Below are 13525 nucleotides of genomic sequence, written 5' to 3' on the forward strand. Positions count from 1 at the left end.
AGACCGATGACTGACACCATGACACTCGACAGCTATCTGGCCGCCGGCGGTGTGCTGACCAACCCGACCAATGTTCCGCCGCGCTACCGCGCCGAACTCATGAAGCTGATGGCCACGTTCGTGGACAGCGAACTTGCCGGTGCCGCCGGATTCGCAGACATCATCAATCAGGGTCCGGGAATCAAGGAACGTATCGCAGCCGCGAGGATTGTTCTTGAGAAAACGGATCACGCCGATCAGGTTCTCAGGATAATGGGTGAGTTTGGGGCCGATACCGAGAGATATGCCACACATCATCCGTGGACGGCCCGCCTGGATCGTGACGCAGATATCGGTGCGACCCGCAGCGCGCATGACATGCGCCTTGCGGTATTCAATTATCCGATCTCGGGCTGGACTGACGCCGTCATCATGAACCTGCTGATGAGCCGTGCGGTCATGGAACAACTGGCCGAATTTTCAATGGTTTCCTATCAACCGTTGGCCGAAGCGTTCCGCAGCATCGCCCCGGTCGAAGCCCATCATGGCGCGTTGGCGCTGGAAGGTGCTGTGAAGCTTGCCGGGAACGGAGAGACCGAGCAGATGCAGGATGCGGTTAACTATTGGTGGCCCCGTGTTGCTGTGTCCTTTGGTGGCGATGATCTGAAACGGTTTGAGCTTCTGAAATCGCTGGGCTTGCGCCACAATGGCAACAACGCCCTAAAAGAGCGATGGGTTCAGACAGCAGGCGCCGCCGTGAAACAGTTGGGCCTGAAACCACCGGCCTAGTTCTGTGTAAACGCCAAAGGCGCGTTGAGAGGCACTTCCGGGCGCGGGCGATGTGAAACTCGCCCGGCGGTGCAAATCTCCGAGTGGGATCTGGTCATCGCCTTAGGTATTGTTGGTCCACCAGGTTCTGAGAGCAATGACCTGACGTTTCACGCCGGCAGATTGCGGTATTGGTATTTTCCTCTTTTCATATCGGAGTGATTGCGCAAACTGAGCGTAATCAAGCGCCAGATAAAACTCACCAGAAGACAGTGCCTTGGCGGCCGTGCTGGCGCGAACAGGGTTTGAGGACATCACTGCCACAACGCACCGGAAGGAACCGCCATGGATTTTGCCCCATCACCGCGCGCCACGGAAATGTATGACCGCCTGAAAGCATTTATGGAGGCGCATATTTACCCGCGCATACGCGATCACAAAGAAGAAATGGCGGCAGGCAGTTTCCCGGTCTCGTTTATGGAAGATCTCAAGGCGTTAGCCCAGGCCGAAGGGTTGTGGAACTTGTTCCTGCCCAGCCTGCGCGACGATGAACCCGGCACCCGGCTGAGCAATCTGGAATACGCGCCGCTGGCCGAACTTATGGGGCAGGTGGCCTGGTCTTCGGAAGTGTTCAATTGCAGCGCGCCCGATACCGGCAACATGGAACTGTTGCACATGTTTGCTACTCCGGAACAGCGCGAGACGTGGCTGGTGCCGCTGTTGAACGGTGAAATCCGATCCTCTTTTGCGATGACTGAACCGGATGTGGCCAGTTCGGACGCGACCAATATTACCACTTCGATACGGCGTGAGGGGGATGAATACGTCATCAATGGCCGCAAGTGGTTCATCACGAACGCCTGCCACCCGAACACCAGATTGTTTATCGTCATGGGTAAAACGGATCCCAATGCGGATCGACACAAACAGCAGAGCATGGTCATTGTCCCAAAGGACACGCCCGGTTTTGAGATTGTTCGCAACCCCACCATTCTGAACATGCACGACCCCGAGGGCCATGCCGAGCTGGTCTTCAGGGATGTGCGTGTCCCGGTCAGCAATCTTTTGGGCGAGGAAGGCAGCGGGTTCGCTCTGGCGCAGGCCCGGCTTGGTCCCGGTCGCATCCACCATTGCATGCGATCGATCGGTGCGGCGGAAATGGCACTTAACCTGATGGTCGAACGCGCGCAGGAACGGAAGGCGTTTGGCAAGCAGCTTGCAGAACAGGGCGTGATCCGCGAATGGATCGCCAAGTCCCGGCTGGAGATCGAACAGGCGCGATTGCTGACCCTGAAAGCGGCCTGGAAGATTGATCAGGTGGGCGCAAAAGAAGCATTCCGAGAGATTTCATTGATCAAGGTCGTGGCGCCCAATGTACATGCTGCTGTCACGGATCGCGCGATGCAGGTCTTTGGGGCGATGGGCATGACCCCGGATACACCGCTGGCCGACAGCTATACCTGGGCACGCGCGCTGCGATATGCAGATGGGCCGGATGAGGTGCATTTGCAGGCGATTGCCAAGCAAGAGTTGAAGAACTCGAATTTTGGCATGTCGGCCCAATGGCTGACCCCTCCATCGCGCTAGGCCGGGGGCGGCATCAGGTCTTGTGCGCCCTGCTTTGTTTGAGCGGCAGAAACAAGGTACTTGTCCCGCGGCAGGGGGTAGGAAGTGAAGGGTAGGATGTAGCCCTGCGAAAATCCTACTGCCCTCTGACCTCGCGCACCCATGCGATGATGGTTTGTCGCGCTTCCACGTCCATTTGAACCGCTGAGGGCGGCGGCATGGCATGGCTGATTCCGGCCTGCAGGTAAATCTGGTCGGCGTGCCGGGCAACATCTCCGGGTGTTTCAAGATAAACCTTCTTGGGGGCCCAATTCATGGTGCCATAAACCGGCTCGCGGGCATGGCACATCGAGCAGTTGCCCAGCACAGTGTCATAGGCTTCTTCAAACCCCGCAGCCGACGCAAATTTTTCTTCGTAAGATGTCAGCGCCCTTGCTTCGGCGTCTTCCCATGTTTCGCCGGTTCTGACAGAAGACAGCCATGCGATCACGATCATGAGGATGACAGTGACACCCCAGGTCCAGTGCGGCCCTTTCCCGGTCGCGTGCATCGTGTTGAAGTAGTGGCGGATGGTCACGCCGGTCAGGAAGATCAGGCTGGCGATGATCCATGAAAACTGGGTGCCAAAGGCCAGAGGATAATGGTTTGACAGCATCAGGAACACGACGGGCAACGTCAGGTAGTTGTTGTGCGTCGACCGCACCTTGGCGATCTTTCCATATTTGGCATCCGGCGTCCGACCCGCCTTGAGGTCTTCCACCACGATCCGCTGGTTGGGCATGATCTGGAAGAACACATTGGCCGTCATGATGGTTGCAGTGAACGCACCCAGGTGCAAAAGCGCGGCACGACCGGTAAAAATCTGATTGTAACCCCAGGACATAGCCACCAGAATCACGAACAGCAACAGCATCAGCGCGGTGGGTTGCTCACTCAGGCGCGACTTGCACATCTGGTCGTAAAGCAGCCAGCCGATGGTCAGTGACCCGCCAGAGATCAATATCCCCTGCCACAAAGCCAGATCCGCTTTGGTCGGATCAAGCAGGAACAACTCGCCCCCGACCCAATATATGATCATGAGCAAGGCCGCACCCGAAAGCCATGTCGTATAGCTCTGCCATTTGTGCCAGGTCAGGTGCTCGGGCATACGCGCGGGTGCGACCAGATATTTGACGGTGTGATAGAACCCGCCCCCGTGCACCTCCCACTCCTCGCCATAGGCCCCTTCTGGCAAGGCAGGGTTCGGCTTAAGCATAAGGTCGAGCGCGATAAAATAGAATGACGCGCCGATCCACGCCATCGCCGTGATCACATGCAGCCAGCGGACGGAAAAGGCCATCCACTCCCACAAAACAGCCAGGTCATACATGGCGTTGCTCCTACATATCCAAGTTCTTCGGCACTCTAGGTGATAGAGTTTTCATCGGGTATTGCTACGAAAGATCAAGCAGTATCAAAAATAACAATACAATGTCAGTCTACAGGATCACGCGGCGCAACGCTCAGCTTCCGCGATAGGTCGCGTAGCTGAAAGGCGAAAGTAGTAGCGGAACATGATAATGGGCGTGTTCGGACATTCCGAACCGGATCGGAATCAAGTCCAGAAAACGCGGGCTTTCAGGCGGCACGCCACTGGCGTCGAGGTATTCGCCCGCATGAAACACCAATTCGTATTCGCCTGTCGAAAACGCGGCTTCGGGAAGGATTTGTTCATCGGTGCGACCGTCTTCGTTGGTGAGCAGAGTTTTCAGCAACGCGCGGTCTGTTCCGTTGATCCGGAACAACTCGATCTTCATCCCATTGGCAGGGCAGCCCCGTGCCGTATCCAGGACATGTGTTGTAAGGTAACCGGCCATTTGCACCTCTCGCTAAGCATCGCTGTTACTATTGCAATACCCTTGCGGCAGGCAAAGGCAGTCTGTCAAAAGACTGCTTACAGTATTTTTTGAAAAACATAGGTGATTGTTTGGGTTATTCGTCTTTTCACCAAGAGGGAAATTGATGTGACGCGGTATCCACGAGACATGACCGGCTATGGCCGGCAAGTGCCAAACGCAAACTGGCCAAACGGAGCCAAAATCGCAGTTCAGATTGTGCTGAACTATGAAGAAGGCGGCGAAAACAACGTTTTGCACGGGGATGCCGCATCCGAGGCGTTTCTTTCCGAAATCACTGGTGCGGCCCCTTGGCCGGGGCAAAGGCACTGGAACATGGAATCCATTTACGAATACGGCAGCCGCACAGGGTTCTGGCGGGTGCATCGGCTTTTGCAGGACCTTCCTGTCACGGTTTATGGCGTTGCCACAGCATTGGCCCGTGCACCGGCGCAGGTTGCGGCGATGAAGGCCGCAGGCTGGGAGATTGCCAGCCATGGCCTGAAATGGGTTGAGCACAAGGACATGGATGCGGAAGAAGAACGCGCCCAGATCCGTGAAGCGATCCGGCTTCATGCCGAGGTTGTGGGCAAACCACCGCGTGGCTGGTACACGGGCCGCTGTTCGATGAACACGGTCGATCTGGCCGCCGCCGAAGGCGAGCTGGCCTATATTGCCGACAGCTATGCCGACGATTTGCCTTATTGGGTCAAGGCTGGTGGCAAGGATCAGTTGATCGTGCCTTACACAATGGATTGCAACGATATGCGGTTTGCAATTCAGGCGGGCTATACCAACGGCGAACAGTTTGAAAGCTATCTCAAGGACAGCTTCGACATGCTCTACGCCGAAGGCCAAGCGGGCGAGCCGAAGATGCTTTCGATCGGACTGCATTGCCGCCTCATCGGCCGCCCTGGTCGCGCCATGGCCCTGAAACGCGCACTCGACCACTTCAAGAAACATGACGGGGTCTGGTTTGCCACCCGCGAACAAATTGCTGATCACTGGGCGCAAACGCATCCGCCAAGTCAACGGCTGACCCCGTCGGAAATGGACCGGCCAAATTTTGTTGCTGAATTTGGCGGTGTGTTCGAACACAGCCCGTGGATTGCCCAAGCGGCCTTTGATCTGGAGCTGGGCCCCACACATGACAATGCCGCAGGTGTTCACAACGCGCTGGCGCGCGTATTCCGTTCCGCCACAACCGAGCAGCGGCTTGGCGTCCTGACAGCCCACCCTGATTTGGCAGGCAAACTTGCTGCTGCGGGACGTCTGACCAAGGAAAGCACGGCAGAACAGGCTGGGGCAGGTCTGGACATGCTGACGGATGAAGAACGTGTGACCTTCACGACCCTGAACGACGCCTACACAACCAAGTTCGGCTTTCCTTTTATCATTGCGGTCAAGGACAACACCAAAGCAAGCATTCTGGAGGCTTTTCACCGTCGGATAGATAGTGACCGAGACACCGAATTCGCTGAGGCCTGCCGTCAGGTCGAACGGATTGCCGAGTTGCGGTTGATCGAGAAATTCGCGCAATGACATCCACGCTGAAACTCCGGCCACTGACCGCCGAGGCCTTTGCGCCGTTCGGCGATGTCATCGAGGTGTCTGGGGCGGTGGACAAATACATCAATCAGGGAAAATGCGCACGATACCATGATCGCGCCCAGCTGGATTTCCATGAGGGGCGCGCAGGGATCAGCGTTTTCCAATCCCGGGCCTTCAACCTGCCTATCAAACTTGAAATGGTCGAGCGCCACCCCGACGGCAGCCAGGCCTTTCTGCCGCTTTCAGATAAACCCTTTGTCGTTGTTGTGGCGCCCGACAACGCGGGTGTGCCGGGTGAGCCTGTTGCATTCATCACCGCGCCCGGACAGGGCGTGAATTATCACCGGAACACCTGGCACGGGGTTCTGACACCGCTTCATCCCCCTGGGTTGTTCGCCGTGGTCGACCGAATAGGAAACGGGCCAAACCTTGAGGAGTATTGGTTCCAGAATGCCTACACGATCACTGAATAGGGGACATTGCCGGAAGAGGGGCCGGCCCACGTAGTTTTTTGGGAGGAAAAACGCGATGTCAGATGCAACTTTAGGGACGCCGGAGCAGCTCCGTGACCCGAACTACACCCCGCCAATTCTGAAGGCGGTTCCTTTGGGAATTCAGCACGTGCTGGCGATGTTCGTTTCCAACGTCACGCCAGCGATCATCGTTTGCGGTGCGGCGGGTTTCGGGTTTGGTTCGAACAGCCCCGATTTCCCGCAGATGATTTACATGATCCAGATGTCGATGTTCTTTGCGGGTGTTGCGACACTGTTCCAGACCATTGGGCTGGGGCCTGTTGGTGCCCGCCTGCCAATCGTGCAGGGGACGTCATTTGCCTTTATTCCGATCATGATCCCGTTGGTGGTTGGAAAGGGCGTTGATGCGATTGCCGTATTGATGGGTGGTATAGTCGTTGGCGGCCTGTTTCATGCCAGCCTTGGGTTGTTCATTGGCCGTATTCGCTTTGCGCTTCCGCCCTTGGTTACCGGTCTTGTTGTCACCATGATCGGGCTTGCGCTTGTCAAAGTCGGCATCCAGTACGCGGCAGGCGGTGTACCCGCCATCGGTACCGAAGAGTACGGCTCTGGTCTGAACTGGCTCATGGCCGGAACTGTGATTGTTGTTACTTTGGGCCTGAAGTTTTTTGCCCGTGGTATGCTGTCGGTGTCGGCGGTTCTGATTGGCCTGTTGGTCGGCTACGTGGTGGCATTCGCACTGGGTCAGGTGAATTTGGGCAATGTCGGGCGCGCGTCTCCGTTTGCCATGCCGAACCCGTTTCACTTCGGTATCGAGTTTTCATTCGCGGCGATCATTGGGTTCTGTGCGATGTCTTTCGTGTCGGCTGTTGAAACGGTCGGGGATGTGTCCGGTATCACCAAAGGGGGCGCGGGACGCGAGGCAACCGACAAGGAAATTCAGGGCGCGACTTTTGCCGATGGTCTTGGAACTGCTGTATCAGGCATCTTTGGGGCCCTGCCGAACACGTCGTTCAGTCAGAATGTCGGCCTGATCGCGATGACCGGCGTCATGAGCCGCACGGTCGTAACCATAGGTGCCCTGTTCCTGATCATATGCGGGCTTATCCCCAAGATCGGCGCGGTGATCTCGTCCGTTCCGATCGAGGTTCTGGGCGGCGGTGTGATCGTGATGTTCGGTATGGTGGTTGCAGCTGGTGTCTCGATGCTGTCGGACGTGACGTGGAACCGCCGCAACATGGTGATCTTTGCGATTTCACTCAGCCTGGGTCTGGGCTTGCAATTAGAGCCCGGCGCTTTACAGCATCTGCCCGGAACTCTCAAAGTTCTGGCGACATCCGGGATATTGCCTGCTGCTATCATTGCCATTGTCTTGAATCTGGTTCTGCCCGAAGAGCTTTCGGATGAAGCGACGGAAGAGGTGTCCGGTGGAATGGCAGGCCACGGGTTGGGCTTTATCAAACAGGACGATCACGTCTGACCGGTTCAGCCCGGAATTGTAGATGAAAAAGCGGCGTACGTAGTGCGCCGCTTTTTGGTTTCAGGCCTGGCAGGCTTGGCCCATCGCTCACATAAGAAACGCGTATTTCGACGCGACGCTTAGGCGACCACACGGGGATGCCATCAGAAATCGACCTCAATCGCGATGCCTTTCTGTACGGCCAGCTCGACAACAGACGCAGCAACCGCCAGATCCTGAAGACCTACGCCAGTGCCATCGAACAACGTGATCTGATCGTCTGATGTCCGGCCCGGGTTCGTTCCGTTGATGACCGCACCCAACTGGACCAGGTCACTTTCCCTGATCAGGCCCTGTGCCACGGCGTGTTGAGCCTCGCCAATCGAAATCGACTGTGCGATTTCATCTGTGAATACAGATGCTTTGGCCAGCAACGCCGCCTCGACTTCCTGCTTGCCCTTGGTGTCCGTTCCCATGCACGCGATATGCGTTCCGGGGCTGACATGGTTTGCCATCAGCGATGGCGCAAAAGCCGAGGTGATCGAGATTATGACATCCGCTTCGGTCATGCCATCAAGTTCGACCGCTTCAAACGGAACACCGGCTTCACTGGCGACCTTTTCAATGTTGGGCAGCATCTCGGGGTGGTAGTTCCAGCCAAGGACCTTTTCAAAGGTGTGGGTCTCCAGGGCCGAGCGTAGCTGAAAGGTTGCCTGATGCCCGGCCCCGATCATACCGATCACCCGCGCGCCCGCACGGGCAAGGTGCTTGATAGATACAGAAGAGGCCGCCGCAGTGCGTAAGGCCGTCAAAAGGTTGCCGCCAACCATCGCCGACGGTTTCCCGGTGTCAGGGTCAAAAAGAAAAACAGTGGATTGGTGATTGATCAACCCGCGCTTTTCCAGGTTGTTCGGCCAATACCCCCCGGCCTTCAGGCCCAGTGTCAGCCCGGCGCGATCAAACCCGCCTTTAAAGCCGTACAGAGCGTCCTCATGCCCGATGGCTTCGCGCACGACAGGAAAGTTATAGGCGTCCCCTGCGGCCATAGAGGCAAAGACCTGTTCGACGGCTTCAAAGGCCGCGTCGCGGGTCATGAGGTTGGCGATTTCGCGCTCGGGTACGATCAGCATGTCATTCTCCATTCGAAATTCGTGCGCCCGTGCGTTTCACCGACAAAAGCGGGCGCGCACGGGCGACTGTCCGGCCATGTTTGGCCGAAAGCTTATTCTTTGAGCAATCAGGCTCAGTACGCGCGGCCGCGGGCTGACACTGGCCACACGCATTCGACCTTGCCATTCCGGACGCCCACATACCAATCATGCACGTTTGCGGTTGGGTCACAGTGCCCCGGCACCAACTTCAGCTTGTCATTGACCTTGAGCGCCCCGCTCGGATCCATCACGACGCCATGTTCATCCGAGCATTTGATGTATTCGACATCGTCACGCCCGAAAACAACAGGCAGACCGCTATCCACCGACTGAGCCTTGAGGCCCGCATCGACGATTGCCTTTTCAGCCTTGGCGTGGCTCATGACGCTGGTCAGGATGAAGAATGCGTTTTCCCATTCGCCCTGGTCGATCCGGTTGCCGTTCTCGTCCAGGATGCGACCGTAATCGGCATCCATGAACGCATAAGACCCGCATTGCAGCTCATTATACACGCCCGAGTTGGATTCGAAGTAGTATGACCCAGTACCGCCGCCCGAGACCAGCTCGCACTCGATACCCTCGGCTTTAAGGCCGTCTACTGCGTCTTTGACCATCGCGATGGCGGTATCCAGTTTCTCCTTGCGTGCCTCATAGCTGTCGAGGTGTTGCATTGCGCCCTGATAGGCCTGAATTCCGCTGAATTTCAGGTTGTCAGCAGCCTCAACCGCCTTGGCGATTTCAATCACTTCGGGTGTCGTTGTGACCCCGCACCGACCTGCGCCGCAATCGATTTCCACGAAGACTTCCAGCTGTGTTCCATGCCGGACTGCCGCCGCCGAAAGGTCAGCGACGTTTTCCAGATCATCGACACATACAATAATGCGGCTGCCCAGTTTTGGCAGGCGTGCGAGGCGGTCAATTTTGGCCGGGTCACGCACCTGGTTCGAAACCAGAACGTCCTTTATCCCACCACGAACGAACACTTCGGCCTCGGAAACTTTCTGGCAGCAGACACCGACGGCACCACCGATTTTCTCTTGCAGCTTGGCCACGTCGACCGACTTGTGCATTTTACCATGCACGCGGTGACGCATCCCGTGCGCTTTGGCATAATCGCCCATCTTCCTGATATTGCGTTCAAGCGCGTCGAGATCCAAAATCAGGCTGGGTGTCTGGATATCTGCTTCGTCCATGCCAGGCTTGGCCGGAATGTCGTAACCTACTTCGAACTGGTCGAGAGTGCTCATATCTTTCATCTCCGTAATCCTATACCGGGATTGTTTTTGTTGGGGAATATTCAGGCGTTCATCCAGGGCAGCCGGTCCAGATCGACATTGCCACCTGTAACAATCAGTCCGACACGCTTGCCCTTGAAGGCGTCCGGGTTCTTGAGAACCGTGGCCAGCGGAACGGCCGAAGATGGCTCCATCACAATCCGCAGGTGCTTCCATGTCAGTTTCATCGCATCGATGATCTCCTGCTCGGAGGCTGTGTAAATCTCTGAGACGTGGTTTGAAACGAAATGCCAGGTGAGATCCTTCAGCGGCACCAGCAACCCGTCAGCAATCGTCTTTGGAGCATCATCCGCGATGATATGACCGGCCTTGAAGCTGCGATAGGCGTCGTCTGCCTGTTCGGGTTCTGCCGCGATGACCGCTGTTTCTGGGGCCAGATTGGACAGGGTCAAACAGGTTCCAGACACCATGCCACCACCGCCGATTGGCGCAACGACCGCGTCCAGACCGTCGGTCTGCTCGATAAACTCTCGCGAACAGGTGCCTTGCCCGGCGATGACCCGAGGATCGTTGTAGGGATGAACAAAGTCACCGCCCGTAGCCGCCTGAACCTCGGCAAATGTCGCTTCGCGCGACGAGGTGGAGGGTTCGCATTCTGTAATCTTCCCTCCATAACGGCGGACCGTATCCTTCTTGGCCTGCGGCGCTGTCCGAGGCATGACCACGTTGCAGGGAATGCCCCGTTTCATCGCCGCATAAGACAGGCACGAGGCGTGATTGCCCGAAGAATGGGTGGCGACACCTTTTTCAGCCTGTTTCTCATCCAGCCCAAAAACCGCATTCGCAGCACCTCGTACTTTGAAAGCGCCTGGTTCCTGAAAGTTTTCGCATTTGAAGAACAGCTGCGCGCCTGACAGTTCATTGAGAAAGTCCGAAGTTCGCACCGGGGTGCGGCGGATATAGGGTTTGATCCGGTCATGCGCCGCAAGCATGTCTTCATAGGTTGGAATATACATTGTGCAATCCTTCATCATGCCGCGTTCTTCTGAACGGAACCGGGATGGCCGCGATAGTATTCCTGTGCGGCGGCAACTCCGGACCCCAGGTCGATATTCAGTCCCAGGTCAACCATGCACATCTCGGCAGTGGCGATCCCGGACAGAGCCATGACATCCGTCAGGCTGCCCAGATGCCCGATCCGGAACACCTTGCCCGCGACCTCACCAAGGCCCACGCCAAAGGCAACGCCGTATTTTTCAGCTGCGTGCGTGACAATATCCGTCGCGTTGAAGCCGTTCGGCGTACGGATTGCGCTTACGGTATCGGAATAGACCGCCGGGCTGCTGGCACAAAGCTCCAGCCCCCACGCCCCCACAGCGGCACGGACCCCTTCCGCAATCCGGTGGTGCCGGGCAAAAACGTTCTCCAGACCTTCATTCAGCAGCATAGAGCAGGCTTGATTGAGGCCATTCATCAACCCGACAGCGGGTGTATAGGGGTAAGCATTGTTGGCGTATCCCTTGGTCATGTCCCGGACATCAAAGAATGTGCGGGGCAGAGTGCCGGTTTTGGTTGCTTCCATCGCTTTCCGGCTGAAACCGACGATGGCAAGGCCAGCGGGCAACATGAAACCCTTCTGCGACCCCGTAACGGCAACATCCACGCCCCATTCATCAAACCGGAAATCCATCGACGCGATTGATGAGACACCATCAACAAACAGCAGGGCCGGGTGTTGCGCGGCAGTCAGCGCCTTGCGCACAGCAGCGATATCCGACTTCACACCAGTTGCCGTCTCGTTATGCGTCGCTAGAACAACCTTGATCTCGTGGCTTTTGTCGGCGGCAAGGATTTCTTCGTACCGGTCAGCCGGCAGCCCATCGCCCCACGGGGTTTCGACGATCTCAACATTCAGCCCATGGCGCTGGCACATATCGATCCATCGATGGCTGAACATGCCGTTGCGGGCCGCCAGAACCTTGTCACCGGCGGACAGCGTATTGGTTAGGGCGGTTTCCCAGCCCCCGGTTCCGGTCGACGGGAAAATGAAGACTTCGGCGCTGTCGCTTTTCAGAATGTCCCGCACGCCCGCGCGCGCAGGATGCAGGATTTGCCCGAACAATGGCGAACGATGGTCGATCGTGGGCATATCGCAGGCTTTGCGCAGGCTTTCCGGGATGTTCGTCGGGCCCGGGATGAAAACGGGGTTTTGAAAGCTCATGGATGGTCTCCTTCCGTCCTTGCCAGCACAATAAGTTTCATCAACCCGATTGGAAATTTTTTTGAAAACGCATTTCAGAATTCGTGATAAGAGATTTAACTTATAGTTGTCAGTGAGTTATATTTTTCATATCCTGAAATAGTCTTTCACAAATGTTCAGAGGGTTTTTATGGAATTGCAAGACAATGACCCGAAACTCCGTCGCAAAGCCCGGGGAAGACCGCGGGGGTGGGACGACAAAACCGCGCAGAATACGATCAAATCACTGGATCGGGCGATGGAGGTTTTCGAATATCTGAGCCAGGCGCAAGGCAAAGCTCTTACTGAACTTTCAGATGAAATGCGTCAGGCACCGGCCACCGTTTATCGCATCCTCGTGACGTTACAGGGCAGGGGTCTGGTCGAGTTCGACCATGAAGAACAGGTTTGGCACATTGGCCCGCAGGCGTTTGTGATCGGCTCGCGGTTTTTGCGTCGTACCAGTCTGGTGGAACGGGCAAGGCCGATCATGCGCAAATTGATGGAAACCACGGGTGAAACCGCCAATCTGGGAGTTGAGAAAGAAGGTCTGGTGCTGTTCCTGAGCCAGGTTGAAACACATGAAAGTATCCGGGCGTTTTTTCCGCCCGGTACATTGTCACCCATGCACGCGTCGGGCATCGGAAAAGCGTTATTGGCCCACATGGACGAAGACAGATTGAACCGAAGGTTGGCCTCAGCGAATTTACAGGCTTTTACGGATCAGTCGATTACCGGCGCTGAGGCGTTGAAGAAAGATCTTGCAGCAATCAGATTGCGGGGTTTTTCCGTGGATAACGAAGAAAAGACTACGGGTATGCGATGCATTGCAGCACCCGTTTTCGATATCAACAGAGAGGCGGTCGCGGGGCTTTCAGTGTCCGGGCCAACCAGTCGCGTCGGAGCGGCCGAAATCGAACGGCTGAGCCGCCCGGTGATGGAAGCAGCGCGCCAGTTGACGCTGGCTATTGGTGGGACAGTTTTGCCACCGCAACCCTAAGGCTTTGCCGCCAGATTGCGGCGAACGCTGACCCCGGATCCGCTTGCCGCGCCACAACACCAACGCGCTGAGACGCGCATTGTGCACAGACAAACTCAACAGCAGAACAGGCGTGACTCTTACCGGTTATCTGATTTTCAGCTCCCCCTATTACTGTGCGACTTTTTGTTTGTGTTTGTTGAACTGTTGGTCGAAGAGGTTTTTGAAGGGGCCGTTTTTCTGCATGAGTT

The 13525-nt window shown here is 56.6% G+C and carries 12 protein-coding genes; 6 read left to right on the forward strand and 6 right to left on the reverse strand.

Features of this window, described 5'->3' with window-relative positions; all coding sequences use genetic code 11:
- Positions 1-6: 6 nt before the first annotated feature.
- Both ACR0NZ_RS19520 and ACR0NZ_RS19525 read left to right on the forward strand, forming a co-directional pair.
- A complete protein-coding gene (locus ACR0NZ_RS19520; RefSeq protein WP_480521248.1) occupies positions 7-768 on the forward strand; it encodes a Phenylacetic acid catabolic protein in 762 nt (253 codons plus the stop codon).
- 324 nt (positions 769-1092) lie between these two features.
- The gene (locus ACR0NZ_RS19525; RefSeq protein WP_480496114.1) at positions 1093-2334 is read left to right on the forward strand and encodes an acyl-CoA dehydrogenase family protein; all 1242 of its coding nucleotides are present in this window, start codon (positions 1093-1095) and stop codon (positions 2332-2334) included.
- A 115-nt stretch (positions 2335-2449) separates the two neighbouring features.
- On the opposite strand, the gene ACR0NZ_RS19530 is transcribed toward ACR0NZ_RS19525, so the two are convergent.
- Together ACR0NZ_RS19530 and uraH are read right to left on the reverse strand one after the other, a co-directional pair.
- Positions 2450-3682 (reverse strand): urate hydroxylase PuuD, encoded by a 1233-nt coding sequence (locus ACR0NZ_RS19530; RefSeq protein ID WP_480521250.1) that lies wholly within the window; start codon positions 3680-3682, stop codon positions 2450-2452.
- A gap of 133 nt (positions 3683-3815) precedes the next feature.
- Entirely contained in the window at positions 3816-4169 is a 354-nt protein-coding gene (gene uraH, locus ACR0NZ_RS19535; protein ID WP_480521252.1) for a hydroxyisourate hydrolase, read from the reverse strand.
- 147 nt (positions 4170-4316) lie between these two features.
- Here uraH and puuE point away from each other — a divergent pair, with 147 nt between their 5' ends.
- From puuE to ACR0NZ_RS19550, 3 genes are read left to right on the forward strand one after another with little or no spacing between them, the layout of a single operon-like run.
- Positions 4317-5729 (forward strand): allantoinase PuuE, encoded by a 1413-nt coding sequence (gene puuE, locus ACR0NZ_RS19540; protein ID WP_480477001.1) that lies wholly within the window; start codon positions 4317-4319, stop codon positions 5727-5729.
- Complete coding sequence (locus tag ACR0NZ_RS19545; protein ID WP_480478180.1) at positions 5726-6211, forward strand: ureidoglycolate lyase; 486 nt, start codon at positions 5726-5728, stop codon at positions 6209-6211. Before puuE ends, ACR0NZ_RS19545 begins: the two co-directional genes overlap by 4 nt.
- 55 nt (positions 6212-6266) lie before the next feature.
- On the forward strand, positions 6267-7691 hold the full coding sequence (locus ACR0NZ_RS19550; protein WP_480477003.1) for a uracil-xanthine permease family protein: 1425 nt from the start codon (positions 6267-6269) through the stop codon (positions 7689-7691).
- 143 nt (positions 7692-7834) lie between these two features.
- Here ACR0NZ_RS19550 and bhcD read toward each other — a convergent pair whose 3' ends face one another.
- From bhcD to bhcA, 4 genes are all read right to left on the reverse strand, one after another.
- Complete coding sequence (gene bhcD, locus ACR0NZ_RS19555; protein ID WP_480496106.1) at positions 7835-8800, reverse strand: iminosuccinate reductase BhcD; 966 nt, start codon at positions 8798-8800, stop codon at positions 7835-7837.
- A 113-nt stretch (positions 8801-8913) separates the two neighbouring features.
- The gene (bhcC, locus tag ACR0NZ_RS19560) at positions 8914-10077 is read right to left on the reverse strand and encodes a 3-hydroxy-D-aspartate aldolase BhcC (protein ID WP_480521254.1); all 1164 of its coding nucleotides are present in this window, start codon (positions 10075-10077) and stop codon (positions 8914-8916) included.
- Positions 10078-10118: 41 nt separating this feature from the next.
- Entirely contained in the window at positions 10119-11087 is a 969-nt protein-coding gene (bhcB, locus tag ACR0NZ_RS19565) for a beta-hydroxyaspartate dehydratase BhcB (RefSeq protein ID WP_480496144.1), read from the reverse strand.
- Positions 11087-12277 (reverse strand): L-aspartate--glyoxylate aminotransferase BhcA, encoded by a 1191-nt coding sequence (gene bhcA / locus ACR0NZ_RS19570; protein ID WP_480521256.1) that lies wholly within the window; start codon positions 12275-12277, stop codon positions 11087-11089. Before bhcA ends, bhcB begins: the two co-directional genes overlap by 1 nt.
- Positions 12278-12446: 169 nt before the next feature.
- On the opposite strand from bhcA, the gene bhcR reads away from it, so the two are divergent.
- The gene (bhcR, locus tag ACR0NZ_RS19575) at positions 12447-13295 is read left to right on the forward strand and encodes an HTH-type transcriptional regulator BhcR (protein ID WP_480521258.1); all 849 of its coding nucleotides are present in this window, start codon (positions 12447-12449) and stop codon (positions 13293-13295) included.
- Positions 13296-13525 lie beyond the last annotated feature (230 nt).

The sequence above is a fragment of the Ruegeria sp. AE3 genome (genome assembly GCF_056542225.1).

Excerpts from the sequence above, each read along its gene's own strand:
- ACR0NZ_RS19520 (WP_480521248.1), top strand. The coding sequence starts at position 7 with ATGACTGACACCATGACACTCGACAGCTATCTGGCCGCCGGCGGTGTG.
- ACR0NZ_RS19525 (WP_480496114.1), top strand. The coding sequence starts at position 1,093 with ATGGATTTTGCCCCATCACCGCGCGCCACGGAAATGTATGACCGCCTG.
- ACR0NZ_RS19530 (WP_480521250.1), bottom strand. The coding sequence starts at position 3,682 with ATGTATGACCTGGCTGTTTTGTGGGAGTGGATGGCCTTTTCCGTCCGC.
- uraH (WP_480521252.1), bottom strand. The coding sequence starts at position 4,169 with ATGGCCGGTTACCTTACAACACATGTCCTGGATACGGCACGGGGCTGC.
- ACR0NZ_RS19545 (WP_480478180.1), top strand. The coding sequence starts at position 5,726 with ATGACATCCACGCTGAAACTCCGGCCACTGACCGCCGAGGCCTTTGCG.
- ACR0NZ_RS19550 (WP_480477003.1), top strand. The coding sequence starts at position 6,267 with ATGTCAGATGCAACTTTAGGGACGCCGGAGCAGCTCCGTGACCCGAAC.
- bhcD (WP_480496106.1), bottom strand. The coding sequence starts at position 8,800 with ATGCTGATCGTACCCGAGCGCGAAATCGCCAACCTCATGACCCGCGAC.
- bhcC (WP_480521254.1), bottom strand. The coding sequence starts at position 10,077 with ATGAAAGATATGAGCACTCTCGACCAGTTCGAAGTAGGTTACGACATT.
- bhcB (WP_480496144.1), bottom strand. The coding sequence starts at position 11,087 with ATGAAGGATTGCACAATGTATATTCCAACCTATGAAGACATGCTTGCG.
- bhcA (WP_480521256.1), bottom strand. The coding sequence starts at position 12,277 with ATGAGCTTTCAAAACCCCGTTTTCATCCCGGGCCCGACGAACATCCCG.
- bhcR (WP_480521258.1), top strand. The coding sequence starts at position 12,447 with ATGGAATTGCAAGACAATGACCCGAAACTCCGTCGCAAAGCCCGGGGA.